This is a genomic window from Ruegeria sp. AD9, assembly GCF_056542305.1.
Genome location: NZ_JBQFZP010000009.1, coordinates 56,374 through 79,504, shown reverse-complemented (window position 1 = coordinate 79,504; position 23,131 = coordinate 56,374). Strand labels below are relative to the sequence as shown.

General features: G+C 58.7%; 23 protein-coding genes. 6 read left to right on the top strand and 17 right to left on the bottom strand.

The window, feature by feature from the left end; translation table 11 throughout:
• Positions 1–26: 26 nt before the first annotated feature.
• Genes ACR0AM_RS14075 through ACR0AM_RS14065 form a run of 3 tightly spaced genes read right to left on the bottom strand, consistent with a single transcriptional unit; the run spans position 27 to position 3,381 of the window.
• Complete coding sequence (locus ACR0AM_RS14075) at positions 27–1,625, bottom strand: ABC transporter ATP-binding protein (RefSeq protein WP_480623229.1); 1,599 nt, start codon at positions 1,623–1,625, stop codon at positions 27–29.
• Positions 1,622–2,437: an ABC transporter permease gene (locus tag ACR0AM_RS14070; protein ID WP_480623228.1), complete on the bottom strand. Its 816-nt coding sequence runs from the start codon at positions 2,435–2,437 to the stop codon at positions 1,622–1,624. The genes ACR0AM_RS14075 and ACR0AM_RS14070 overlap by 4 nt, the downstream gene beginning before the upstream one ends.
• Entirely contained in the window at positions 2,434–3,381 is a 948-nt protein-coding gene (locus ACR0AM_RS14065) for an ABC transporter permease (protein ID WP_480494955.1), read from the bottom strand. Before ACR0AM_RS14065 ends, ACR0AM_RS14070 begins: the two co-directional genes overlap by 4 nt.
• A gap of 263 nt (positions 3,382–3,644) precedes the next feature.
• Here ACR0AM_RS14065 and ACR0AM_RS14060 point away from each other — a divergent pair, with 263 nt between their 5' ends.
• On the top strand, positions 3,645–4,649 hold the full coding sequence (locus ACR0AM_RS14060; RefSeq protein WP_480494956.1) for a GlxA family transcriptional regulator: 1,005 nt from the start codon (positions 3,645–3,647) through the stop codon (positions 4,647–4,649).
• Between the two features lie 8 nt (positions 4,650–4,657).
• On the opposite strand, the gene ACR0AM_RS14055 is transcribed toward ACR0AM_RS14060, so the two are convergent.
• The 6 genes from ACR0AM_RS14055 to ACR0AM_RS14030 all read right to left on the bottom strand — a co-directional run bounded on the left by ACR0AM_RS14055 (position 4,658) and on the right by ACR0AM_RS14030 (position 12,565).
• Positions 4,658–5,218: a sarcosine oxidase subunit gamma gene (locus ACR0AM_RS14055; protein ID WP_480623227.1), complete on the bottom strand. Its 561-nt coding sequence runs from the start codon at positions 5,216–5,218 to the stop codon at positions 4,658–4,660.
• Positions 5,211–8,156, bottom strand: a complete 2,946-nt coding sequence (locus ACR0AM_RS14050; RefSeq protein ID WP_480623226.1) for a sarcosine oxidase subunit alpha family protein — start codon at positions 8,154–8,156, stop codon at positions 5,211–5,213. Before ACR0AM_RS14050 ends, ACR0AM_RS14055 begins: the two co-directional genes overlap by 8 nt.
• Positions 8,153–8,440: a sarcosine oxidase subunit delta gene (locus ACR0AM_RS14045; RefSeq protein WP_480482731.1), complete on the bottom strand. Its 288-nt coding sequence runs from the start codon at positions 8,438–8,440 to the stop codon at positions 8,153–8,155. The genes ACR0AM_RS14050 and ACR0AM_RS14045 overlap by 4 nt, the downstream gene beginning before the upstream one ends.
• A gap of 13 nt (positions 8,441–8,453) precedes the next feature.
• A complete protein-coding gene (locus ACR0AM_RS14040; protein WP_480506552.1) occupies positions 8,454–9,704 on the bottom strand; it encodes a sarcosine oxidase subunit beta family protein in 1,251 nt (416 codons plus the stop codon).
• A gap of 246 nt (positions 9,705–9,950) precedes the next feature.
• On the bottom strand, positions 9,951–10,910 hold the full coding sequence (locus ACR0AM_RS14035; protein ID WP_480506553.1) for a ligand-gated ion channel: 960 nt from the start codon (positions 10,908–10,910) through the stop codon (positions 9,951–9,953).
• Positions 10,911–11,077: 167 nt separating this feature from the next.
• Positions 11,078–12,565, bottom strand: a complete 1,488-nt coding sequence (locus tag ACR0AM_RS14030; protein ID WP_480623225.1) for an ABC transporter substrate-binding protein — start codon at positions 12,563–12,565, stop codon at positions 11,078–11,080.
• A 168-nt stretch (positions 12,566–12,733) separates the two neighbouring features.
• On the opposite strand from ACR0AM_RS14030, the gene panB reads away from it, so the two are divergent.
• The 3 genes from panB to glpK all read left to right on the top strand — a co-directional run bounded on the left by panB (position 12,734) and on the right by glpK (position 15,969).
• A complete protein-coding gene (panB, locus tag ACR0AM_RS14025; RefSeq protein WP_480623224.1) occupies positions 12,734–13,573 on the top strand; it encodes a 3-methyl-2-oxobutanoate hydroxymethyltransferase in 840 nt (279 codons plus the stop codon).
• Positions 13,570–14,421, top strand: coding sequence for a pantoate--beta-alanine ligase (gene panC / locus ACR0AM_RS14020; protein WP_480623223.1), 852 nt, complete (start codon positions 13,570–13,572; stop codon positions 14,419–14,421). Before panB ends, panC begins: the two co-directional genes overlap by 4 nt.
• Before the next feature lie 69 nt (positions 14,422–14,490).
• The gene (glpK, locus tag ACR0AM_RS14015) at positions 14,491–15,969 is read left to right on the top strand and encodes a glycerol kinase GlpK (protein WP_480623222.1); all 1,479 of its coding nucleotides are present in this window, start codon (positions 14,491–14,493) and stop codon (positions 15,967–15,969) included.
• On the opposite strand, the gene smpB is transcribed toward glpK, so the two are convergent.
• From smpB to arfB, 6 genes are all read right to left on the bottom strand, one after another.
• Positions 15,966–16,442 carry an SsrA-binding protein SmpB gene (gene smpB, locus ACR0AM_RS14010; protein ID WP_267365868.1) on the bottom strand — a complete coding sequence of 159 codons (477 nt, stop codon included), beginning with the start codon at positions 16,440–16,442 and terminating at the stop codon, positions 15,966–15,968. The two genes, glpK and smpB, sit on opposite strands and share 4 nt — an antisense overlap.
• Before the next feature lie 58 nt (positions 16,443–16,500).
• Entirely contained in the window at positions 16,501–17,043 is a 543-nt protein-coding gene (gene idi / locus ACR0AM_RS14005; RefSeq protein ID WP_480555115.1) for an isopentenyl-diphosphate Delta-isomerase, read from the bottom strand.
• A 200-nt stretch (positions 17,044–17,243) separates the two neighbouring features.
• Positions 17,244–17,657, bottom strand: coding sequence for a c-type cytochrome (locus ACR0AM_RS14000; protein ID WP_480474528.1), 414 nt, complete (start codon positions 17,655–17,657; stop codon positions 17,244–17,246).
• A gap of 113 nt (positions 17,658–17,770) precedes the next feature.
• Positions 17,771–18,787 (bottom strand): P1 family peptidase, encoded by a 1,017-nt coding sequence (locus ACR0AM_RS13995; protein ID WP_480606202.1) that lies wholly within the window; start codon positions 18,785–18,787, stop codon positions 17,771–17,773.
• A gap of 82 nt (positions 18,788–18,869) precedes the next feature.
• Positions 18,870–19,616, bottom strand: coding sequence for an SDR family oxidoreductase (locus ACR0AM_RS13990; RefSeq protein ID WP_480623221.1), 747 nt, complete (start codon positions 19,614–19,616; stop codon positions 18,870–18,872).
• A 60-nt stretch (positions 19,617–19,676) separates the two neighbouring features.
• Positions 19,677–20,096 (bottom strand): alternative ribosome rescue aminoacyl-tRNA hydrolase ArfB, encoded by a 420-nt coding sequence (gene arfB / locus ACR0AM_RS13985; RefSeq protein WP_480474524.1) that lies wholly within the window; start codon positions 20,094–20,096, stop codon positions 19,677–19,679.
• A gap of 376 nt (positions 20,097–20,472) precedes the next feature.
• Between arfB and ACR0AM_RS13980 the strand changes: the two genes are divergently transcribed.
• A complete protein-coding gene (locus ACR0AM_RS13980; protein ID WP_480474522.1) occupies positions 20,473–20,844 on the top strand; it encodes a YybH family protein in 372 nt (123 codons plus the stop codon).
• Between the two features lie 40 nt (positions 20,845–20,884).
• Here ACR0AM_RS13980 and ACR0AM_RS13975 read toward each other — a convergent pair whose 3' ends face one another.
• Both ACR0AM_RS13975 and mgtE read right to left on the bottom strand, forming a co-directional pair.
• Positions 20,885–21,334, bottom strand: a complete 450-nt coding sequence (locus ACR0AM_RS13975; protein WP_480474520.1) for a CBS domain-containing protein — start codon at positions 21,332–21,334, stop codon at positions 20,885–20,887.
• Between the two features lie 56 nt (positions 21,335–21,390).
• Entirely contained in the window at positions 21,391–22,755 is a 1,365-nt protein-coding gene (gene mgtE, locus ACR0AM_RS13970; protein ID WP_480474518.1) for a magnesium transporter, read from the bottom strand.
• Between the two features lie 96 nt (positions 22,756–22,851).
• Here mgtE and ACR0AM_RS13965 point away from each other — a divergent pair, with 96 nt between their 5' ends.
• Positions 22,852–23,130, top strand: coding sequence for a hypothetical protein (locus tag ACR0AM_RS13965; RefSeq protein WP_480474516.1), 279 nt, complete (start codon positions 22,852–22,854; stop codon positions 23,128–23,130).
• Position 23,131 lies beyond the last annotated feature (1 nt).

Genomic DNA, 23,131 nt, shown 5'->3' with positions numbered 1-23,131 from the left:
CTCCATTCAGGCTCTAACAAAGGGTTTTACGCCGACAACTTCCCGATTTCAGGCAATTGGGGCGCGGCGGCGATCAAGGTTTGCGTGTAGGGATGCTGCGGGTCCGAGAATACCTGTTTGGTCTTGCCTTGTTCGACAATTCGTCCGGATTGCATCACCAGAACATGATCGGTGATGGTACGCACCACACTCAGATCGTGGCTGATGAACAGGTAAGTCAGATCATAAGCATCGCAGAGTTCGGCAAGCAGATCGAGGATTTGGGCGCGCACCGAAACGTCGAGGGCTGAGACCGCCTCATCGAACAGGATCAGTTCCGGCCGAATGATCAGAGCGCGGGCAATGGCGATCCGCTGGCGTTGCCCGCCCGAGAACTCGTGAATGTATTTGCCCGCATCATCGGGGCCGAGGCCCACTGCCGTCAGCATCTCTGCGATCCGGTCCTGGCGTTCGGAACCCTTTGGTGGCGTTTCCAACAGGTGAAAGGGTTCGGTAATCAGGCGCGCGACACGGTGGCGGGGGTTGAAGCTGCCATAGGGATCCTGAAACACGACCTGCATCTTGCGACGCACCGCAAGGTTGGGCCTGTGGCCGGTGAAAACCGGCTGACTGTCCAGCAGGATCTGACCGGATTGGATCTCTTCCAATCCCAGAATAGCCCGTGTTAGGGTCGATTTTCCGCAACCGGACTCGCCCACCAGCCCTAAACGCTCCCCTCGGTTGAGGGTAAAGCTGACACCATCCACCGCGCGGTGGTGACGCGGCGGTTCCAGCAGACCTTTGCGGGGAAGGCGGTAATCCCGGACGACCTGCGAAACCTCCAGAAGCGGGCGTTGCTGTGTAGGTTCAGGCAGGGTGACCTGATGACCCGAAGCTTCGAACAACATGCGGGTATAGGGGTGCTGCATATCTCGAAACAGGTTTCGGGTCGCGCCACTTTCGACGACCTCGCCGTGACGCATGACGACAATCTGATCGGCCATGTCCGAGACCACAGCCAGATCATGGGTGATCATCAGCAAGCCCATATCATATTCGCGAACCAGCCCTTTCAGCAGATCAAGGATTTGCGCCTGCGTTGTGACATCCAGTGCCGTCGTCGGCTCATCCGCGATCAAAAGCCTAGGGCGCAATGCGATGGCCATTGCAATGACCACACGCTGACGCTGCCCGCCCGACAGCTCATGCGGATAGCGCGACAGAGGGAACCTGTCGGGCGGCAGGCCAACCCGGGTCAAAACCTCTGCGGTACGGGTCCGAGCCTGAGCAGGAGGCATTGCCTTGTGGATCAGGATGGTCTCCATCACCTGATCGCCGATGGTTTTCACCGGGTTGAGTGCCGTCATCGGTTCCTGAAACACCATCCCGATAGACGCGCCACGCAAGGCGCACATCTCGGCCTCGGATTGGGTCAGCAGGTCAGTGCCGTCCAGTCGGATCACGCCGTCTGCCGTTGCCCCGTTTGGCAGAAGCTGCATCACAGCCAGTGCTGTAATGGATTTGCCCGAACCACTTTCACCTGTCACCGCCACGATCTGGCCCGGGTCGATGGACAAGTTGACCCGTTTCAGGATCAGCACCCCGTGGATCGACAGGGACAGATTTTCGACTTGCAGCAACGTCATGCCCGCGCCACCCTGACCCTTGGATCCAACCAGTCGCGCAGACCATCACCCAGCAGGTTCAAACCCAGCACGGTGACAATGATGGCCATGCCCGGAATCAGAGCCAAATGCGGAGCAAAACTGACCATTGTCTGCGCGTCCGCAAGCATACGGCCCCAACTGGGTGTCGGCGGCTGCGCGCCCAGACCGACATAGGACAGTCCCGCCTCGGCCAGTATGCCCAATGAAAATTGGATGGTACCCTGAACGATCAGCAGGTTGGCAACATTGGGCAGGATATGTTCGGCTGATATCCGTGCGGCACCTTTGCCCGACACACGGGCGGCAAGTATGAACTCGCGCTCCCACAGCGACAATGCGGCCCCGCGGGTGATGCGGGCGAAGACGGGGATGTTGAAAATACCGATCGCAATGATCGCGTTGATGGCACCGGCACCGAACACAGCCGTTATCAGGATGGCGATGACCAGCGAGGGAAAGGCAAAGACCAGATCGTTGCCACGCATGATCACCTCATCCAACCACGATCCTTTGCGCGCGGCGGCTGTCAGGCCAAGGGGTACGCCCAGCGCCATGCCGATCCCCACAGCCACCAACGCCACCGCAATCGAAGTGCGCGCTCCGACCATGATCATCGAGAGCATGTCGCGGCCGAAGTGATCCGTCCCGAACCAGTGCCGTGCATCGGGCGTCTGAAGTTTGTTGGGGATATCCAGCGCGGCATAGTCGTAGGGTGTCCAGACAAACGAGGCCAGCGCCGCCAGCACCACCAGCGACGACAGCGCCGCGCCCAGAATCAGGTTGCGGCTCATGACCGGCTCCTTAGCCTTGGGTCAACGGCTGCATAGGCCAGATCCACCAGAAAATTCACGGTGATCACCGCAAAGACCAGCAGCATCACCACCGATTCAACCACGATCAGATCGCGGGCCGAAATGGCCTGAAACACCAACCGCCCGAGGCCCGGCAGGTAGAACACCTGTTCGATGATGATCGACCCGGCCAGCAGGAAGGAAAACTGCAAGCCGATGATCGTCAGCACGGGGATCAGCGCGTTTCGCACCCCATGCCGCCACAGAGCCTGACGACGCGACAATCCCTTAGCCCGCGCGGTGCGCATAAAATCCTCGCCCAGAATATCCAGCAGCGCGGATCGCATGACGCGGGCCAGGATCGCGGCCTGAGGAAGGGCCAACGCAATGGCGGGCAAAGTCAGCGAACGCAGCCCCGCCCAAACACCCTCGCCCCAGCCAACAAACCCACCGGCATTGAACCAGCGCAGGTTTATGGCAAAGATCAGCACCAGCATCATCGCGAACCAGAAATTCGGCACCGCGATACCAAGCTGTGTCGCCCCCATCACCGCCAGATCCCCGGGCTTGCCCCGACGCGCGGCGGCATAGATCCCGGCGGGAAAGGCGATCAGTGTGGACAGCGTGAGCGCATATAGCGCCAAAGGCAACGATACCCACAGCCGGTCCGCAATCATCTGCGACACCGGTGTGCGGTAGGTGTACGAGGTGCCGAAATCCCCGGCCACCATCCCCCCGACCCAGTTGAAATACCGCTGTACCCTTGATCCATCCAGACCCAGTTCAGCCCGCAGCGCGGCCAACGTATCCTCCTGCGCGTTGACACCCAGCATGAACGAGGCCGGGTCCCCCGGCGCGACCTCGATCACGGCGAAGATAACCACCGAGGCGACGGCAAGGCTGGCAAGCAATGAGATCAGTCGTTTAAGGGTATAGCGAAGCATTGAGGCCACGTTAGGGTCTCAGCCGTCACGGGTCCAGCATCTACGGCATCGCCAGACCTACAAATGGACCTGCGAAACCTTTGTCCCTTTCAGCCTGTCAATCCGAATGAGGCCCCTGACCCCGATTTTCGCCATGTTTGTTGCGTGTTTTTTCGATTTCGCACGTTCCGTGTTTTGCTACACTTGTTGGAACCGTTTCCGCAGGCCAGAGCGGCCAAGGAGCAATCCGGGCCGAACCAGGATTTACTGATAGTGTAGCGCTCATGCTGACAGAAAATAGAATTGAGATCGGGTTTCTGCTGTTCGATGGCTTTCCGATGGCTTGCCTGACCTCGGTCATCGAACCGCTGCGCGCTGCAAATGAGATCGCCGGGCAAGAGGCATTTCGCTGGTCTCTTGTGGCGGAAAACGGGGGAAAGGTCAGCTCCAGCGCTCATGTGCGTTTTGAGGCTGAACGCAACCTCTCAGACTGCCAGCCGATTGATATTCTGTTCCTGCTCAGCAGTCCGACCTCGGACTTCAGAAACCCGACCCAGGGGAATGGTGCGTTGCGGGCCTTGTCACGACACGGGACAATTCTGGGCGGTATCAGCGGCGGCGTTTTCCCGCTCGTGCGCTCGGGGGTCATGACCGGCCATCCGGTATCGGTGCACTGGTGTTACGAGGCTGCATTTCTGGCCGAGTTTCCCCAGATAGATGCGCGGCGCGAAGTGATCGTGTCGGATGCCACGCGGTATACTGCGGCCGGCGCGGCGGCCGCGTTTGATCTGGCCCTGCATCTGATTCAGGACCGGTTGGGCGGCGAAGTCGCACATGAGGTGGCCTGCTGGTTCCAGCATCCGATGATGAGAGGGGAGGGTGTTCAGCAACAGGTGCCCAGTGCAAGCAAACCTGCCACGGGTGAAAAGCTGCCGCCGCTTGTGGCGCGATGTGTCGACCTGTTCGCAAGCCGTATCGGCAATCCGATCTCGATCGCGGACATAGCGGATCAAACGGGCGTCACCTCCCGCCAGGTCGAGCGCGCCTTCAAACAGGCCACGGGGCAAAGCCCCAGCCATTATTTCCGGTCCATGCGGATGAAGGCGGCCCGTCAGATGGTTGTCTATACCAAGGACCCTATTGCCGACATCGCTGCGGCCATCGGATACAGCTCGGTCACGCCTTTGGTGACACACTATCGGTCCGCCTTTGGTTTAAGCCCCAGCGAGGACCGGCGACGGATCAACCGGTTTCGGGTCGAAGACAACGCCCCGCTGCCCTCAAGCTGACCTTGCCTTCAAAGCGCCGATTTCATTGCGGCCACAATCGCATGATGCAGTGACCCGGCAGACGATCTTGGCCCGTAGACACTGAACGAACCAGAAGCACGGCACAGGACGAAACATCCCAGGTGATGGATTGACGTGCGGGATGCGGCACCGACCGCCATTTTTCGGCAATCCAGACTGCTTAGCAATTCCAGCACTGCCAACACGCCCTCTCCGTCCAGATCAAACCTGACCCATGCGTCTGTCTGTTCGGAAACCGATGCGTTATCCCCAGTGCTTTCTTTCACCAGATGCGCCAGATCTTCATGCGTCTCAAAGGGCGCTTCTATCATCCATTGATCAGGCCCGGCCCAGAAGGCTACGATCGGCCCGCCGGTAAACTTACCAACGCCAGGCGTTTCCACTCCGATCAATTGGGATACGACGTTTCGGGTCTTGTTTTCCCGACCCAGCCGAGCGGCGACCGAGGCCAGCGCCACACCCGGAGTTTCGGTACAGGTCACGCTTCCGACCCTGTCGATCTTGGGTTCGGTTTCACCCAGCGCGGTTATTGCTTCAAGATCATGCACGGAGCCGTTCTCCCTCGGGGTCGACGAAATGGGCCGAGACGATTTCAACCTCGACCGTCAGATCGGTCACTGGCGACACAAGGCGCATCTTTTCGCCCTGACGTGTGACGCCGTTTTTCAAAAAGCCAAGGCCGATATGGCTGTCCAGCGACGGCGAAAATGCCGCCGATGTGACATAGCCCTGATCATGGGCAGCATCCACGGGACCCGTGGCATTCATCAGATGCCCTCCGGCGGTTACCTTGTCGCCAGCGTTCACAGGCTTGATGCCAACCATCATCAAAGCATCTGGTTCGTTCAGCCCTTCACGCTCGGACAGGACTGAGCCGATGCTGTCTTTCTTCTTGGATACCATCCGACCCATTCCAAGGTTCAGGGCGGTGGTGGTTCCGTTCAACTCGTTGCCTGCGGCGTGACCCTTTTCGATCCGCATGACGCCCAGCGCTTCGGTGCCGTAGGGTACGACATCGAACTCTTCGCCTTCCTGCATCAAACGCCGCATCAGCGCGTCGCCGTATCGCGATGGAACCGCGATTTCAAAGGCCAATTCGCCCGAAAAGGAAATGCGGAACAACCGCGCGCGCAACCCGCCGCATACGGTGATGTTGCCGCAAGCCATGAACGGGAAGCCTTCATTCGAGATGTCAAACTCGGGATCCACGATCTTTTGCAGAAGTTTGCGCGAATTGGGCCCGGCTACCGCATATTGTGCCCAGGCTTCGGTGGTCGAGATCAGCTGCACATCCATGTCCGGGAACAGGCATTGCCGGACAAATTCCATATGCTGGTAGACCTTGACCGCATTGGCAGTTGTGGTGGTGACCACGAAATGATCCTCGGCCAGACGCGCGGCGGTACCGTCATCCATCGCAATTCCGTCTTCGCGCAACATCAGCCCATAGCGGGTTTTGCCGACGGCCAGTTTAGCAAATCCGTTGCAATAGACCCTGTTCAGGAAATCCGCCGCATCCGCACCCTGAACATCAATCTTTCCAAGCGTGGTGCAGTCGCACACCCCGACCGAGGCACGGGTCTGGCGCACCTCACGGTCCACGGATTCCCGCCAATGGGTTTCACCGGGCAGCGGGAACCACTGCGCGCGCAGCCAATTGCCGACCTCGACAAACACCGCGCCGCGTTCCTTGGCCCAGTAATGTGACGGGGTAAGGCGAGTGGGATGAAACTCCTTGCCTTTCATCCGGCCAGCAAAGGTTGCAATCGGAACGGGCGTATAGGGCGGGCGGAAGATCGTGGTGCCGGTTTCCGGAATGGACTTACCCGCAAGCTCGGCCATGATCGCAAGCCCGCCCATGTTCGATGTCTTGCCCTGATCTGTAGCCATGCCCAACGTGGTATAGCGTTTCAAATGCTCGACCGAGCGGAACCCTTCCTGATGGCTGAGCTTCACATCCTTGACGGTCACGTCGTTCTGCTGATCCAGCCACGCGCGGCTGCAACCCTGAACATACCAGAACGGTTTCTGCGAGATCGGGTTATCCTCGGCCTTAGGCAGATCGGACAGCGGGCCTTTCAGGCCCAGCGCCTGCGCCGCGCCTTCTGCCCCGGATTGCAGGGCGCCATGGGTGGACATCACACCATTTGCCGCCCCCGCGACGGACAGCCCAGGCGGCAAGTCCGCTCCGGGGACAAAGGCCGCCAGATCTTCGTTCCACGCGGGACGCCCCCGTTGATGGCAGGTCAGATGCACGTTGGGGTTCCAGCCACCCGAAACGCCAAGCGCCCCGCAGTCCAGCGTGCGCGACGACCCGTCTGCCAGCTCAACCTCGACAAAGGTCAGCCCCAGTCGGCCTTTGGTGTCCCTGACCTGCGCGCCCCGCAGAACCTCATAGTCATGGCTGGTCGGAGCGTCGTCACGAACGTCGACGACGGCAGCAATCCTGATACCTTTTGCGTGCAGATCCGCAGCTGTGCGGTGGCCGTCATCGTTGTTCGTAAAGATGGCGACACGTTGCGCCGCCGTGGTTGCAAACCGATTGGCATAGGTGCGCAGAGCACTTGCCAGCATGATGCCAGGCCTGTCGTTGTTTTCAAACGCGATGGGCCGCTCGGTCGCGCCAGCGCATAACAGGGCGCGTTTGGCGTAGATGCGCCAGAGTATCTGGCGCGGTTTACCGGAAGGCAGAGAAGCAAGATGATCGCCCGTCCGCTCAACTGCACCATAGATGCCGTGATCAAAGGCACCGATCACGGTCGTGCGCGGCATCAGGCGGACGTTGGGCATTGCTGACAGTTCAGCGACACTCTGCTTAACCCATTCGGTCGCATCACCGTCGTTCAGCGAAAAGGTTTCACTGTTGAGCCGCCCACCAAGTGCGAAATCCTCATCCGCAAGAATGACCTCGGAACCGGCCCGGCCCGCAGTCAGTGCCGCCATCAATCCGGCTGGACCCGCGCCGATTATCAGCAGATCGCAATGCCGGAACCCTTTGTCATACTCATCGGGGTCTTCCTGCATCGACAACGACCCAAGTCCCGCAGCGCGGCGGATCATCGGCTCGTACAGCTTTTCCCAGAACGCAGCAGGCCACATGAAGGTTTTGTAGTAGAACCCCGCCGTCAGAAAGGTCGAGAATCTGTCGTTGATTGCCAGAGCATCGAATTTCAGGCTGGGCCAGCGGTTTTGGGAATGGGCTTCAAGCCCCTCGAACATCTCAACGGTCGTGGCACGGGTGTTGGGTTCCTGACGGTTGCCGGTGCGCAGCTCGACAAGGGCGTTGGGTTCTTCCGAACCGGCAGTCAGCACGCCACGCGGGCGATGGTATTTGAACGACCGGCCCATCAGGCGCACGCCATTGGCCAGAAGGGCCGAGGCCAGCGTATCGCCCGGATGCGCAGTGTAACTGCGGTTGTCGAATTTGAAGTTCAGGGTTTTGGTGCGGTCGATCTGACCGCCGCTCAGCCTGTTGTCTTGAGTCATTTGGAGCGCCCCTGTGCCCGGGCCACGTCACGGGCCAGTTCCACTTTGGAAATCTCATGTGTCGCGGTATTGCGGGTCACGACCAACCAGGAACGGTCGCCCCCCTCGTGGAACCACAACTCGCGGTGTTCGCCAGCTGGATTGTCGCGCAGATAGGCGTAGTCATAAAACGCTTCGGCCGCGTTTTCGGCCTGCCAGTCGGGCCTGTTGATCAAGGAGGCGTCTCCCAGATAGACGAATTCGGAACTGTCACGCGGGCCCAGCAAGGGATGATGGATGATCATGGTGCTGCTCCCCTCAGTGCAGGTTGGGCTGGTTGCCCATACCTTTTTCGTCGATCATGCGACCAGTGCGGAACCGGTCGAACCGGTAGGCGGTTGCGGTCGGGTGCGGTTCATCCTTTGCCAGCAGATGCGCAAAGCAATACCCCGACGCCGGAGTTGCCTTGAACCCGCCGTAACACCAGCCGCCATTGAAATAGAGGCCATCGATGCTGGTCCGGTCGATGATGGGCGATCCATCCATGGACATATCCATGATCCCGCCCCACATCCGCAGCAGGCGCGCGCGACCGATCATCGGCATCAGGGCCATGCCGCCCTCGCAGACATCTTCGACCACGGGCAGGTTGCCGCGTTGTGCGTACGAATTGTACCCGTCGATATCGCCACCAAAGACCAGCCCGCCCTTGTCGGATTGACTGACATAGAAATGCCCCGCGCCAAAGGTGATGACCCCAGGCAGAACCGGCTTCAGACCTTCTGAAACGAAGGCTTGCAGGACATGGCTTTCGATTGGCAACCGCATACCCGCCATGCCCATGACACGCCCTGAATTTCCGGCCACGGCACAGCCAACCTTGCCTGCGCCAATGAACCCTTTCGAGGTTTCAACGCCCAGACATCTTCCGTTTTCGATCCGGAAACCGGTCACTTCGCAGTTTTGGATGATATCGACACCGTGGCTGTCCGCCGACCGGGCATATCCCCAGGCCACCGCGTCGTGCCGAACCGTGCCGCCGCGCCGCTGGGCCAGCCCGCCCTTGATCGGGAACCGGGCATCGTTGAAGTTCAGGAATGGGTATTCCTTGCGCACCTGTTCGGCATCCAGCAGCTCGGCATCCGCGCCGTTCAGGATCATGGCGTTGCCCCGTCGCGTAAAGGCGTCGCGCTGGGCGTCCGTGTGGATCAGGTTGATGATCCCGCGCTGGCTGACCATCGCGTTGTAGTTTACGTCCTGCTCAAGACCTTCCCACAGTTTCAGCGAGAACTCGTAGAAAGGTTCGTTGCCGTCCAGCAAATAATTCGAGCGGATGATGGTTGTATTGCGCCCGACGTTGCCGCCACCGATCCAGCCTTTTTCAATCACCGCCACATTGCGGAGGCCGAATACCTTGGACAGGTAATGCGCCGTTGAAAGGCCATGACCGCCACCGCCGATGATGACGATGTCGTAATGTGGCTTGGGCTCTGGCTCGCGCCAGGCCGGTGTCCACCCTTTGTGCCCGGTAAGAGCCTCTTTGATGACCTTGAAACCAGAGTATCGCATGAATCGGACCTTTTTTTTCAGAATCCCCTAAAAAACGGGTTTTGGATACTCTTGAATCCGACATCTGTTGTGTTGAATCAGACACCACGGCAATTAGCAGAGCTTGATAAATCTTGCGATTTTCCTATCGCTGGCAGCGCGCGGTGTGCGCCACCTTAGTCCTGCAACGCCGACAAGGGTCAGAAAAGCCGGTAGCCCATGGCTATCCACACGATTTCAGAAATACATAGAATGTGGGGTTCAGCCCTAAGACGTCATCAGAAAGGCAAAAACGGCATAGCCGATGATGGCGGCATATCCCAACGGGTAAATCCATTTGATCGCGTAATTGTCGAGCTTTCTGGCCGTCTCTTCCCGACCGGACGTTTTCAATTTGCGCAGCATCACGCTGAAGACAATAATCGTTCCTGTCATCAGGAACATGCATTGCAGAATGAAATCCAGAAACGTCAGATAGCCAAGCTTGGGCAAGTCAGCGGAAATGGCCCAGTTGAAGGCCACAAAGACCAACAGATTGCCGCCCGCGATCTCGATCCGTTTCCGGTATTCATCCAGAAAGAAAAGCGCCCATCCCACTGTGATCAGCACCAGCATCGGCAGGAAAATGCGGATGGTGTAATATGTCAGGTGCCGGGTGCCTTCGAAGACAAGTTCCACCCGGTCGCTTTCGTTGCCCGACAAACCGGTCGTCGTTGACGTCAGAGCCCTGGCATTGCCAAGTATCCACTCCTCTTCGCCCAGCATGTCACCCAGGCCGGAGTATTCATCAAGCGAGTGATAGTGAACGAATTGCGAAGGAAACACCGATACGACCTCGAAGTGAAATTCCTGCGTATCGAACGGGTATTTGCGAAAGTTGAAATGCGGAGCCTGCAAGGTCAGCGAGGATTTTTCGACAAAGGTCACGTGACCGTCATGACGCACGGCAACTGCGGATTCATGAATCCATCGATTGGACTGTTGGTTGTGGATAACAAAAGCCGGGGTTACCACATCCAGCTCAGCGGCGTATTTCACGAAAGCGGGAGGTTCAAAAACCCGAAAATCACGACCAAGGCTTGCTGCATCAAACGCCAGTTCCGGGTCTGTCCATTCGAACCGCAGTACAACCACGGCACCATAGTTTTCGGATTGCTGATCGACGCCGGTAATCTGGTCGATCTTGATACCAACCCCGACCTGCAGCGGGTTGTCCGGGGTTCCCACCAGCGTATCCTGCTGCCCTTGGAACAAGCCCTGCGCAAAAACAGCGCCTGGGAGGACAGACGCGAAAAGCAAAAGAACGAAACCTGCAAACAAGCTTTTCATGATCGTTAGAAACGCATTTCGCAATGGTGAGACTGGGCCCGTTAAGCAGGCCCAGTCAACTGATGTCATTCAGACCAGGAAATGGCGGTCAGGTCGATTGCCGCAGTTGGTGCGTTTTCCCAAAGGCCCTGAACACCGGCCTTGGCGACGCCCAGCTTGGCCAGCTGGAACAGGTACCCGTTGACATAATCGTTCGAGATGAGGCGCTGCGCCTCACCCAGAAGACGGGTCCGTTCCTCGGGGTCGGTGGTGGTGTTCAGCGTCTCCATCAGCGTCTGAAAGTCGATGCTGTCATACTGGAAGTAATAGTCGGGCCGCGCATAGATGCCGATATCCATCGGTTCGGTATGGCTGACGATGGTCAGACCAAATTCCTTGCCCTTGAACACCGATTCCAGCCACTGGGCCCATTCGACGTTGATGATCTCGGCCGTGATGCCGACCTCGGCCAGCTGCGCGGCGATGATTTCACCGCCCCGGCGCGCATAAGATGGCGGCGGCAAGTGCAGAGTTGTCTCGAACCCGTTTTCAAATCCCGCCTCTGCCAGCAAAGCCCTGGCCTTTTCGGGATCATACGCGGACTGGCCCGTCAGATCGACATAAGCGGGGTTGTGTGGCGCAAAATGCGTGCCGATAGGGGTGCCGTACCCGAACATGGCGCCGTCGATGATGGCCTGCCGGTCAATCGCATGGGCCAACGCCTGCCGGACCCGAATATCATCGAATGGCGGCTGTTTGTTGTTGGTGGACAGGATCGTTTCCCCCTCGGTCGATCCAACCAGAACCTGAAACCGCGGGTCAGCCTCGAACTGGGGCAGGTTTTCCGGTGCCGGGAAGTTGTCGAACACGTCCACGTCTTCGGCCATCATGGCCGCGAAAGCGGCGGTCGGGTCTGAGATGAATTTGAACGTCGCAGTCTCTAAAGCGGGTTGATCGCCCCAATAATTGGGGTTGCGGTTCAGTGTTATGCTGTCGCCCTGAACCCAGTCACTAAAGGTGTAAGCGCCGGTACCAACCGGGTTTGTCTTGATGGTCTCGATGCTTTCAGGCGCGACGATCACCGCGTCACCCCAGGCAAGATTGAACAGGAAGTTACCGTTCGGATCGGCCAGGGTGATCCTGACTGTCAGCGGATCCACGGCCTCGACGCTTTCGATCCCTGCAAACAATGCTTTCTGCGCGTTGGCGCTGTCCTCGGCCGTGGCCCGGTCAAGGCTGAATTTGACATCCTCGGCATCCATGGTCGTGCCGTCATGGAAGGTCACGCCGTCGCGCAGTTTAAAGGTATAAGTTTTGCCGTCTTCGGAAATCTCCCAACTTTCCGCAAGGCCGGGCACGACCGAACCGTCGCCCATGAAACGGGTCAGACCTTCGAAAATGTTGGTGTAGACAACCGAATCGATGGCCTGAGCTGCTGCGCTGGTCGGATCTAGATGCGGGGGTTCCAGCTGCATGGCGATGGTGATGTCAGATTTGGCCAAAACCTGCGTTGCCAACAGGCTGGCGCCGATCGCCACGGTCGACGCGAATGTCCGAAGCACGTGTTTTGTCATGTGAACTCTCCCAACTGAAAATCTGCGCCCATGTTTTCCGGGCCGTTTTATCGGCAGTGTTCCTTTAAACCTGAGGTCAATCAAGGGAATGTTCGCGCAACCGGGGTTTCTTTGGCCCCGGCTGATCTGCTATGCCGCACTGCAACATAAGCCCTGCAGGAGCCAACCATGAGCGCCACCGCCCGCAAAAAGGCCCCGAACGCCGAAGATATTCGAGCCCGAAAAGGCGGCGTGCCTCTGGTCTCGCTGACCGCATACACGACGCCTATGGCGCGCCTGATGGACACGCATTGTGACTTTGTTCTTGTGGGGGACAGCGTCGGGATGGTTTTGCACGGGCTGGAATCCACCCTTGGTGTCACGATGGAGATGATGATCCTGCACGGTCAGGCCGTCGCACGCGGGCTGAGCACGGCGATGATGGTTATCGACATGCCGTTTGGCAGCTATGAGGAAAGCCCGGCACAAGCGTTTCGCAACGCGGCGCGGCTGATGGCGGAAACCGGTGCGGGGGCAGTCAAGCTGGAAGGCGGTGTCGAGATGGCCGAAACCATCCGCTTTCTGGTCAAGCGCGGCATCCCGGTGATGGCGCATATCGGCCTGACCCCGCAATCGATCAACACGCTGGGCGGCTACAAGGTGCAGGGGCGTGACGAGCAGGCCGAAACCGTCATGGCAGACGCCCGCGCCGTAACCGAGGCTGGCGCGTTTTCCGTGGTGCTTGAGAAAGTGCCGCAAGGTCTGGCCGACAGGATCACCGAACAGGTTGCCATCCCCACCATCGGAATCGGAGCGTCCGCCGGTTGTGACGGGCAGATTCTGGTCGTCGATGACCTGGTCGGCTTTTTCACCGCCTTCAAACCAAAATTCGTCAAACGCTATGCCGAGCTTGGCCCGTTGGCCGAAGCCGCCATCGCAGATTATGCGGCCGAAGTGCGTGCGCGAACATTTCCGGCGGACGAACATGTCTTTGCTGATCAGGCTCCGGCGAAAGGACCAAAGACGTGACCGCGCCGATCCTGCGCTCGCTGGCGGAACTGCGAGCCAAGACGACAGAATGGCACCGCGCAGGTGACGTTATCGGCGTTGTACCGACAATGGGCGCACTGCACGAAGGGCATTTGTCGCTGGCGCAGGCCGCAAAGGAAAACTGTGACCGGGTGATCGTGACGATCTTTGTGAACCCCAAGCAGTTCAACAACCCCGAAGATCTGTCGAACTATCCCCGCACGGAACATGAAGACGCGCAAAAGCTGGCCCCTTATGGCGTGGATGCGATCTATGTGCCGGACCCTCAGGAAATCTATCCCGACGGCTTTTCCACCACGGTATCCGTGACCGGTTTGACCGACATGATGGAAGGCCCTTTCCGCCCCGGCCATTTCGAAGGCGTGGCAACTGTAGTGGCCAAGCTGTTCCTGCAAACGCAGGCGGATCGAGCCTATTTCGGGGAAAAAGACTACCAGCAGCTGCTGGTGGTGCGCCGCATGGCCCGCGATCTGGACATTCCCATCGAGGTTGTTGGCTGCCCAACCGTGCGCGAGCCTTCGGGGTTGGCGATGTCGTCGCGCAATCTGCTGTTGTCGCCCGAGGGCGTAAAGGTCGCGTCCCGCATGAACGAGGTCATGCGGCGGGTGGCGGATAAGCTTGCCGCTGGCAAGGAATTCACGGTGCTGGCGCAAGACGCAAAAGCCGCATTGTTGGACGCTGGTTTTACCGAGGTGGAATATATCGATCTGCGCTGCGCCGAGACGCTGGAAAGCCTGCCGAATGCCAGCAAACCCGCGCGCTTGTTCGTCACGGCCTGGGCCGATGGCGTCCGCCTGATCGACAATATTCCCGTCGATCCGGTCTGATTTCTGCTCTGGCCCCGGCGCCGTTGTTTGCGCTAAAGTCGCGCAAAATGACACCGGGGGAGAGCGGACATGACCTATATTCTGGCAATCGATCAGGGCACCACGTCCTCGCGCGCAATCCTGTTCGACGGGCAGATGAACCGTGTTGGCACCGCTCAGCAGGAGTTCCCCCAGCATTTCCCGCGAGAAGGTTGGGTTGAACACGACCCCGAGGATATCTGGTCCAGCGTTCTGCATGTGTGCCGCGAGGTGATGAAAAGCGCCGGTGTTTCGGCTGACCAGATCACCGGTATCGGCATCACCAACCAGCGTGAAACCACCGTGGTCTGGGACAAGCAGACCGGAAAGGCCATCCATAACGCGATTGTCTGGCAGGACCGCCGCACCGCAGAAATCTGCGCCCGCTACAAGCAAGCCGGGTGTGAGGATGACGTCACCGCCCAGACCGGCCTGCTGCTGGACCCTTATTTCTCGGGCACCAAGGTCAAATGGCTGCTGGACACCGTTTCAGGCGCACGCGCTCGGGCAGAGGCCGGAGAGTTGCTGTTCGGCACCATCGACAGTTTCCTGATCTGGCGTCTGACCGAAGGTCGTGTCCATACCACTGACGCCACCAACGCCGCCCGCACCCTGCTGTTCGACATTCACAAAGGCGCCTGGAGTGCTGAGATTTGCGAGTTGCTGGATGTACCCGTTCATATGTTGCCGAACGTGCAGGATTGCGCCTCGGATTTCGGCGCAACCACCTTGCTTGGTGGGAACATCCCCATTCTGGGTGTGGCAGGCGATCAGCAGGCAGCCACCATCGGTCAGGCCTGTTTCCAGCCCGGTATGATGAAATCAACCTATGGCACGGGCTGTTTCGCACTGCTGAACACGGGCGCGCAGCCGGTTGAATCGAAAAACCGTCTTCTGACGACAATCGCTTACCAATTGGACGGTCAGCGCACCTATGCGCTGGAAGGGTCGATCTTTATCGCCGGGGCCGCCGTGCAATGGCTGCGCGATGCGTTGCAGATCATCGATTCGGCCCCGCAAAGCGGCGATCTGGCAGCGCAGGCCGACCCGAACCAGCATGTGATCCTGGTGCCCGCATTCACGGGCCTTGGGGCTCCTTACTGGAAGCCGGATTGCCGCGGTGCGATGTTCGGTCTGACGCGCAATTCCGGCCGGGCCGAGATTGCCCGTGCCACGCTGGAAAGCATCGCCTTTCAGACCCGCGACCTGTGGCACGCCATGCAGGGCGACTGGGGGGCCGAGGCGGATGTCATCCTGCGCGTCGATGGCGGGATGAGTGCATCTGACTGGACAATGCAAGGTCTTTCAGATTGTCTGGGTGCCCCGGTGGATCGCCCGGTTATGCAGGAAACGACCGCCCTTGGCGCCGCATGGCTGGCAGGTATGAAAGCTGGGATATACCCGGATCAGGCCGGTTTTGCCCAAACATGGGCGCTGGACCGCCGGTTCGAGCCCACGCAAGAACAAGCCGAACGCGACGCGGCCTATGATCGCTGGCAACGGGCGGTTCAGGCGGCGATGGCGTTCTAGCTGTGATCTTTCAACAAGCGCTGCTTCTGCCTTGACCAGTCACGCTTGGCCTGAGTTTCGCGCTTGTCGTGGGTTTTCTTACCCTTGGCGATGCCGATTTTAACCTTGGCCAGTCCTCTGTGGTTGAAATACAGAACCAGCGGCACCAGAGTCATGCCCTTGCGCTGCGTCGCGTTCCACAGGTTCGACATCTGCTTGCGGGACACCAGCAGTTTGCGGCGGCGACGTTCTTCGTGCTTGAACATCTTGGCCTGCTCATACGGCGCGATATAGCTGTTGACCAGCCAGAGCTCTCCGTCATCGACCGTGGCATAGCTTTCGGCGATGTTCGAGCCGCCCGCGCGCAGGGATTTGACCTCGGACCCTTGCAGGATGATGCCACATTCAATGTCCTCTTCGATTGCGTAATCGAAGCGGGCGCGCCGGTTTTCGGCGATTACCTTGTAATTCGGGTCTGTCTTCTGCTTGGCCATGACGCGTTGATTTAGGCGGCTTGGGCCGCCCTTGCAAGGCAGGGATTTTCGGAGTGCGTCAGGATTTGGCAGAAATGATCAGGTCCGGGCCGAAAATCGTGTCCGCATGGTTGTGCAGGTAGATTTTGAGCCACGGTGTAAACCGGTCCGGGTGGCGGGCCACTTCGGCCAACAGGTCATGGTAGTCGATCCAGCGGATATCCATGACTTCGTCCGGATTAGGTGCGATTTTCAGCGGTCCGCGCACATGGGCCAGAAAAACGTCGACAACTTCGTTTTCCACCATGCCGTTCCCAACATCGGCGTGGTATTCCAAACGGTGACGGTATTCAGGGTAAAGACCTTTGATCCCCAGCTCTTCGTTCAAGCGGCGCACGGCGCAGGTTGAGGAGCTTTCGTCCCAGTCGGGATGCGTGCAGCAAGTGTTCGCCCACAGGCCGGGCGTGTGGTATTTGCCCAGCGCCCGGCGCTGCAACAAAATCTCGGTGCCCCTTACGACAAACACCGACACGGCCTTGTGCTTGAGGCCCTTTTCGTGAGCTTCAAGTTTGTCTACCGGGGTCAATTCACCATCAACCCAAGCCGGGATCATAATGCCCATCTGTCCTCTCCTGCTGCCAATCCGCCTGACGGGCGCTGATGTTGGGTTTAGCTATTGCCGGGTCGGCTTGGCGTTGCGGCACACTCTGCGGTTTGCCGTCAGATACCAAAGTGGCGCTGTTCTACACTGGTATCAATCGCACCAAAGGCCGCAGGGGCTGCGGCCTTTGGTCCTTGTGCGTGGGTGCACAATGTTAGCGTTTATTCGCCTGATACACTGACTATATAGGCAAAGACGTCTTCACTGCCACTTTTCAGCTTGAAGGTCATTTTCGACTTGGCAGCGGTGTCGTCCAAATAAGATTGCAGGAAGCCCTTAGGGTCCTGCGTGTATTCCACAAAGGACGTCTCATCCCAGACCAAACCCTTCTCACCGGCTGCGACGATGCTGTCGCCATATTTGAAGTCTTCGTAGGTTCCGGCAGTGCGGCCAGCGACGCCATAGAGGTTGGGGCCGGTTTTTCCGCCTTTGACGATGACTTCTCCGGCCGGATCAGCGATCATGTGGCAGGACTTGCATTTGTTGAAAGCTTTCTCACCGGCTTCGGCATCGCCTTCGGCATGAGCGGGCAGCGCCAGCAGGCCAGCGATTGCGATAGTGAGGATACGATTCATAGCTTGTGCTCCGATACAAATTGGCTGCACCGAATGGACCCCCGGCGCATAAAAGTGTCAACGCGCGGATTGCCGCGCGCATCTACAGTGCCACTGCGACACATGGTGTGTCCTTAACTTAAGTCATGTACAGTGGTCCAGCAGGGCAACAGGTCTCCTTCCGCCGGGGTCGCCAGATAGACCGCCCGCGCAATGGCCCGGGACAGGCACAGCGAGGCCGCGTGCCCGATCAGAGTGAGATCGGCCTCTGACTGCAACGGACGTGCTGCTGTGCTGAGGGCAAAGACCAAATCGCCGTCGTTGGGGGTATGGGCAGGCAGGATGGCCCGCGCGATTCCGTCATGCGCCGCTACTGCAAGGCGCTGGCATTGTGGTTTGGTCAGAACGGCATCGGTGGCGACAATGGCGATGGTCGTGTTTGTCTGTTCGGGTTCCGCTGGACTCATGGCCAACGCCTTGCGGCTGCGGCGGATCCGGCTTTGATCCGGCGACATATCGGGGCCCAGCCCGCCAAATTCATCGCCAACTTCGAAGGGGGCTGCCCAGAAATGCCGGTCACCCGGTGTTGTGACACTGCCCAGCGGGTTCGCCGCAACGAGGGCCCCGACCGTGACTCCATCAGGCAGAATGGACGAGGCAGAGCCAAGCCCGCCCTTCTGCATTGCGGCCAACGCCCCGGTGCCCGCCCCGACGGACCCCAAATCAAAATCTTTTGAAGCGCCCAGATAAGCAGCCCGCCCCAGCGCACGATAGGGGTTTTCCGCCCAATCCTTTGCACCGCCATTGAGCAGGTCAAACAGGATCGCGCCGGGAATGATCGGAACCTTCGCTGAACTGACGGGAAACCCGCGCCCTTCAGCCCACATCGCATCTGAAACACCCGAGCAGGCGTCCAGTCCAAAGGCCGATCCGCCGGACAGAACCAGCGCGTCCACCCCTGTGACGGTTTTATCAGGCGCAAGCAGATCGGTTTCGCGCGTACCAGGTGCCCCGCCCATCACATGGACCGACGCAACGAACGGTTTATCTGCCGTGAGGACCGTGGTCCCGGACTTCAGCGCATCGTCCTGAGCGTTTCCAACTGCCAGGCCGGGGACATCGGTAATCAGGTTTCTTGGTCCAGGGATCATCTTGAACTCGGGATTGGTGCGGGGAAGCGCGCGGGCGCGCGCTGCCTCCGGCGGGGATATTTTTGGCCAGATGAAGATCGGATCAGATACATCGGCCGCCATCGACCTCGAGCGCGGTGCCGGTGATCATGCTGGCCTCGTCCGAACACAGGAAACAGGCGGCGTTGGCCATATCTTCGGGTGTTGAAAACCGTCCCAGTGGGATGGTCGCCAGGAACTTGGCGCGGATCTCGGGCGTGTCTTCGCCCATGAAAGATTTCAACAGCGGTGTTTCGCCCGCCACTGGGCAGATCGCGTTCACGCGTATGCCGGTTGGGGCCAGTTCGACCGCCATGGTCTTGGTTGCCGTGATCATCCACCCTTTGGACGCGTTGTACCAGTTCAGATTCGGGCGCGGAGACAGGCCCGCCGTCGAGGCTACGTTCAGAATTGCACCCGCGCCGCGCGCCTTCATATGGGGAACAAATGCCTGGGCGGTCAGATAGACGGACTTCATGTTCACCTTGAAGACCCGGTCGAAATCATCCTCGGTGACATTTTCCAGAGGGGTTGGCAAGTGGGTGACACCTGCGTTGTTTACCAGAATATCGAGCGCCCCAAAGGCGGCGAGTGCCGTGTCCGCCATCTTTTGAACTGAAGCCCTATTGCCGACGTCGACCTGGTGCGCCAATACCCCGGCCCCAAGTTGCCCCGCCATATCAGCGGCTGCGTCACCATTGATGTCCGCGATCATGACGCGTGCGCCTTCGGCCAGGAATTTCTGCACGATCCCCGCGCCAAAACCCGATGCACCACCGGTGACGATTGCGGTTTTTCCCTCCAGCCTCATGACGTTGCCCTTTTGCAGCCTTTGCGGGCCAGACTATCAACGCCCCGGCAAGATGCCAGATCAATCTTCAGACACCTTGCCCCGCAGCGCCTTGACGTCGCCACGCGCCTTTTTCGCGGCAAGTCGACGCTTGACCGAACCATAGGTCGGTTTCGTTGCGATCCGCCGTTTGGGTTTGACCAGCGCGCGGGCGATCAGTTCTGCCAGCCTCGCGCGCGCGATTTCACGGTTGCGGGCCTGCGAGCGTGTTTCCTCACATTGAATGATGATTGCGCCATCTTTGGTCCAGCGTCGCCCGGCCAGTCGCTTTAGCCGGGCCTTGACCGGATCGGGCAAGGACGGTGAGCGTACCGCTTCGAAGCGCAGCTCGACTGCGGTCGACACCTTGTTGACATTCTGCCCCCCGGGACCGGACGATCGTACAAAACTTTCGGTCATTTCCCAGTCTTGCAGAGCAATATCTTCGGTGATGCGCAGCATGTCAGTGTCAGCTTGGTGACTTGGGCGAATAAAAAGGAAGAGTCGCGATCCTGACCCGAGCCGTCGGAAACCCGCAACAAGCGGGCGGGCGTAAGCCATAGCGGCACAGCATTTCAGCAAGTCTCCTCATCCTCGGTGCCTAGCGCAGTGCATATGTGCGATCAAGCCTGCTTTGGCAGTTCGCGCAATGCAGAATCCTGGCGGTGGCTGGGACGTCCGTTCGCATCAGTTGCGTTCGCCGTCAGGTATTCCAAGCCCAGCTCATTTAACGTCAGGTGCCGCCAACGCTGTGGCCATATTGCGTTACTTATGCAGAATCGAATGCGCGAAGGGCTGCAACGATCTTTCGTGAATGTTGGTTGTGAAAGGGATCGTCATGGATATGAGGCGCGTGCTCGAAGACTTTGATGAAGCGTACAATCAGGCATTTAACCGAGGCGATGCTGCTGGCTGCGCTGCGTTCTTTACCGAAGACGTCATGTTGTTGGCGCCCGGAGAACCCCTGCTGCGCGGGCGCGAGGCGTTCATCGCAGCCTATCGGGAAAGAATGAAAGAAAACACCGGTGGAACGCATACAAATGAGTTGATCGATTTCAGTGTGGATGGAGATACCGCCTATCAGGTCGGGTCTTTTGCTATCGCTGATTCTGACCCGCCGGAGAAAGGGAAGTTTGTGAACGTCCTGAAACGCCAGACGGATGGCACCTGGAAAGTCAGCATTTCCATCTTTAACAGTGACTTTCCATAGCGGCCCTGAATGTAGAGTGAGCAGACATGGAACCGGGGTGTCAGGCTATTGATTGGCCCTGAGCACCGCGGGCGATGTCACGCAACACATTCAGCTCCAACTCGTCTTCCTCATGCACCCGTGCCAGGATTTCTTTACTGCTGACGATGGCAATTGCTTTTCCATTCTGAGTTACGACAAGATTTCGGATTTTGTGTTTGGCCATCAGATTAAGACCACTGGACAACTTCGAGCCCAGCGCGCAGGTGACAGGTTTTTCCGTCATCCAGTCACCCACTGTCTGCTTGTAGAAAGCTGAGCCGGAATCCGCCAGGCACAGCAGCACGTCATGATCCGTGATTATCCCGACCAGCTTCCCTTCGCTGAGAACCGCCAGCGCGTTCACATCCAGCAACGCAATGGTGACGGCCGCATCGAACACCGTTGTGTCAGTGTCGCAAAATGGCGGCTTTTTAAGGTTCTGCGTTTTGACAATGCTTGAGATCGTCATGTCTTCCTCGTGGTTGAGCGCCCGACCCCTGTGTTGATCGGGGCGCATGAAAAACACTAATTCAGGAGCGGCATCATCGCTGTTGCAAGGCTCAGGACCAGGAAAAACCCTGCCATGTCTGTGATCGTTGTCAGCAAAGGGCCACTGGCGACCGCCGGGTCCTGACCGATGCGCTTTAACAGCAAAGGCAGAACGCCACCGATCGATACCGCGATGATCGTGTTCAAACCCAGCGCGCCGCCAATCACCAAACCCAGAAACGGGTTTCCTTTCCACATCCAGGCAACGAGTCCGATCAGCAGGCCAAGGACACAGCCGTTGATGATGCCGACCGAAACCTCTTTTAGCCAGACCCGCATAGCATCAATGGGCCGGACCAGACCAAGCGACAGCTCGCGCATGCTGACCGCAACGGCCTGATTGCCGGAACAACCGCTCATATCCGAGACCATCGGCAGGAACACAGCCAGAGCGATCACGGCAGAAAGGGTCTGTTCGTAGGCGGCAATCACGCTGGCCGCGATTACGTTGAGCACGATGTTGGCCGACAGCCATTGAAGCCGCCGCCGCGCCCTGAGCGGCAAAGGCATCGATCGCAGTTCGTCTCCAAAGACACCATGGCGTTTCAGGCTTGCCGATTCCGCGCGCTTCAGCAGGGCCTCATTCACGGCAGAGCGGGAAACGACACCCACAAGATTCCCGTCCGTTTCGACAACCGGCAACCCAAGAAAAGGGTGCTCATCGAAAAGGTCCTCCAGTTCTTCCAGCGGCATGCTGGCCGGAACCGTGATAGGGGGCACCATGATATCGGTGAGTTTGATGCTTCGCCGTGTGGACAGCAGGCTGCGCAAGGACAGCACCCCGACAGGCACGCCATCGGAATTCAAAACGTAGGGGTGCTGGCCACGGTAACGTTCAAGGTCGTACTCTTCATGAGCGAAACGCCGCAGAACCTTTCCGACTGTATCGCCATCGGAAAAGGTGAAGGCTTCGGCCACCATCAGACCACCGGCGACATCGTCGTCATATTCAACCAGTCGCCGGACATCCGCCGCATCTTCCGGGTCCATCCGGGCAAGGATCGCTTCTGCATCGGCGTCTTCAAGTTCCCCGATGACATCCGCCTGAATGTCGGAATCCAGCTCGAGGATAATTTCGGCGGCCTGTTCGGAAACCATGCGCTCAACAAGATCGACCGCCAGCGCGTTTGGCGCTTCTTCGACCAGTTCGGCCGCACGTTCCGGTGGCAGCAACGAGAGCGCGGCGCTTCGCTGGTCAACGGGCAGGTTGAGCAATTCCCGCAAGGCATCGCTGAGCGAAAGCGGATCAAGCAGGTCTGCCAGCGCCGCCCCGTCGCGATTTTCCAACGCCAGCTGAAGCTGCGTCCCTGTTTCCCTTGGTAAGGAGTCCGTATCGCTCATCCGCCGACCTGTGGGGGTAAAAGTTTCTTACTTTCACCCATATAACAGAAAATATTTGCCTATAGACAAAAAAATTTCTGATTTGTAAGAAAGTGCATGCAGGAAAATGACTGGATATCAGCCGCAGCCGAACGTCTGGCCGCCTTGTACGATCAGGAGTTTGGCGGCAAGGTCAGCGGACGGTATCGCATTCCGGACAAGCTGGTGCGTCGGATCGCCAGGCGCAGGCGTTTGTATGAAACAGATATCCGCGCCCTGTCGATCGCGCTTTTTGAACTTGGGTACGTGTTAATCGATATGGATAGTTTTTACGTTGTAATGAGCGCGAATTCGTTTGTGAATTACCGGCGCGCCAATGATGACAGCGTGGCTTAGT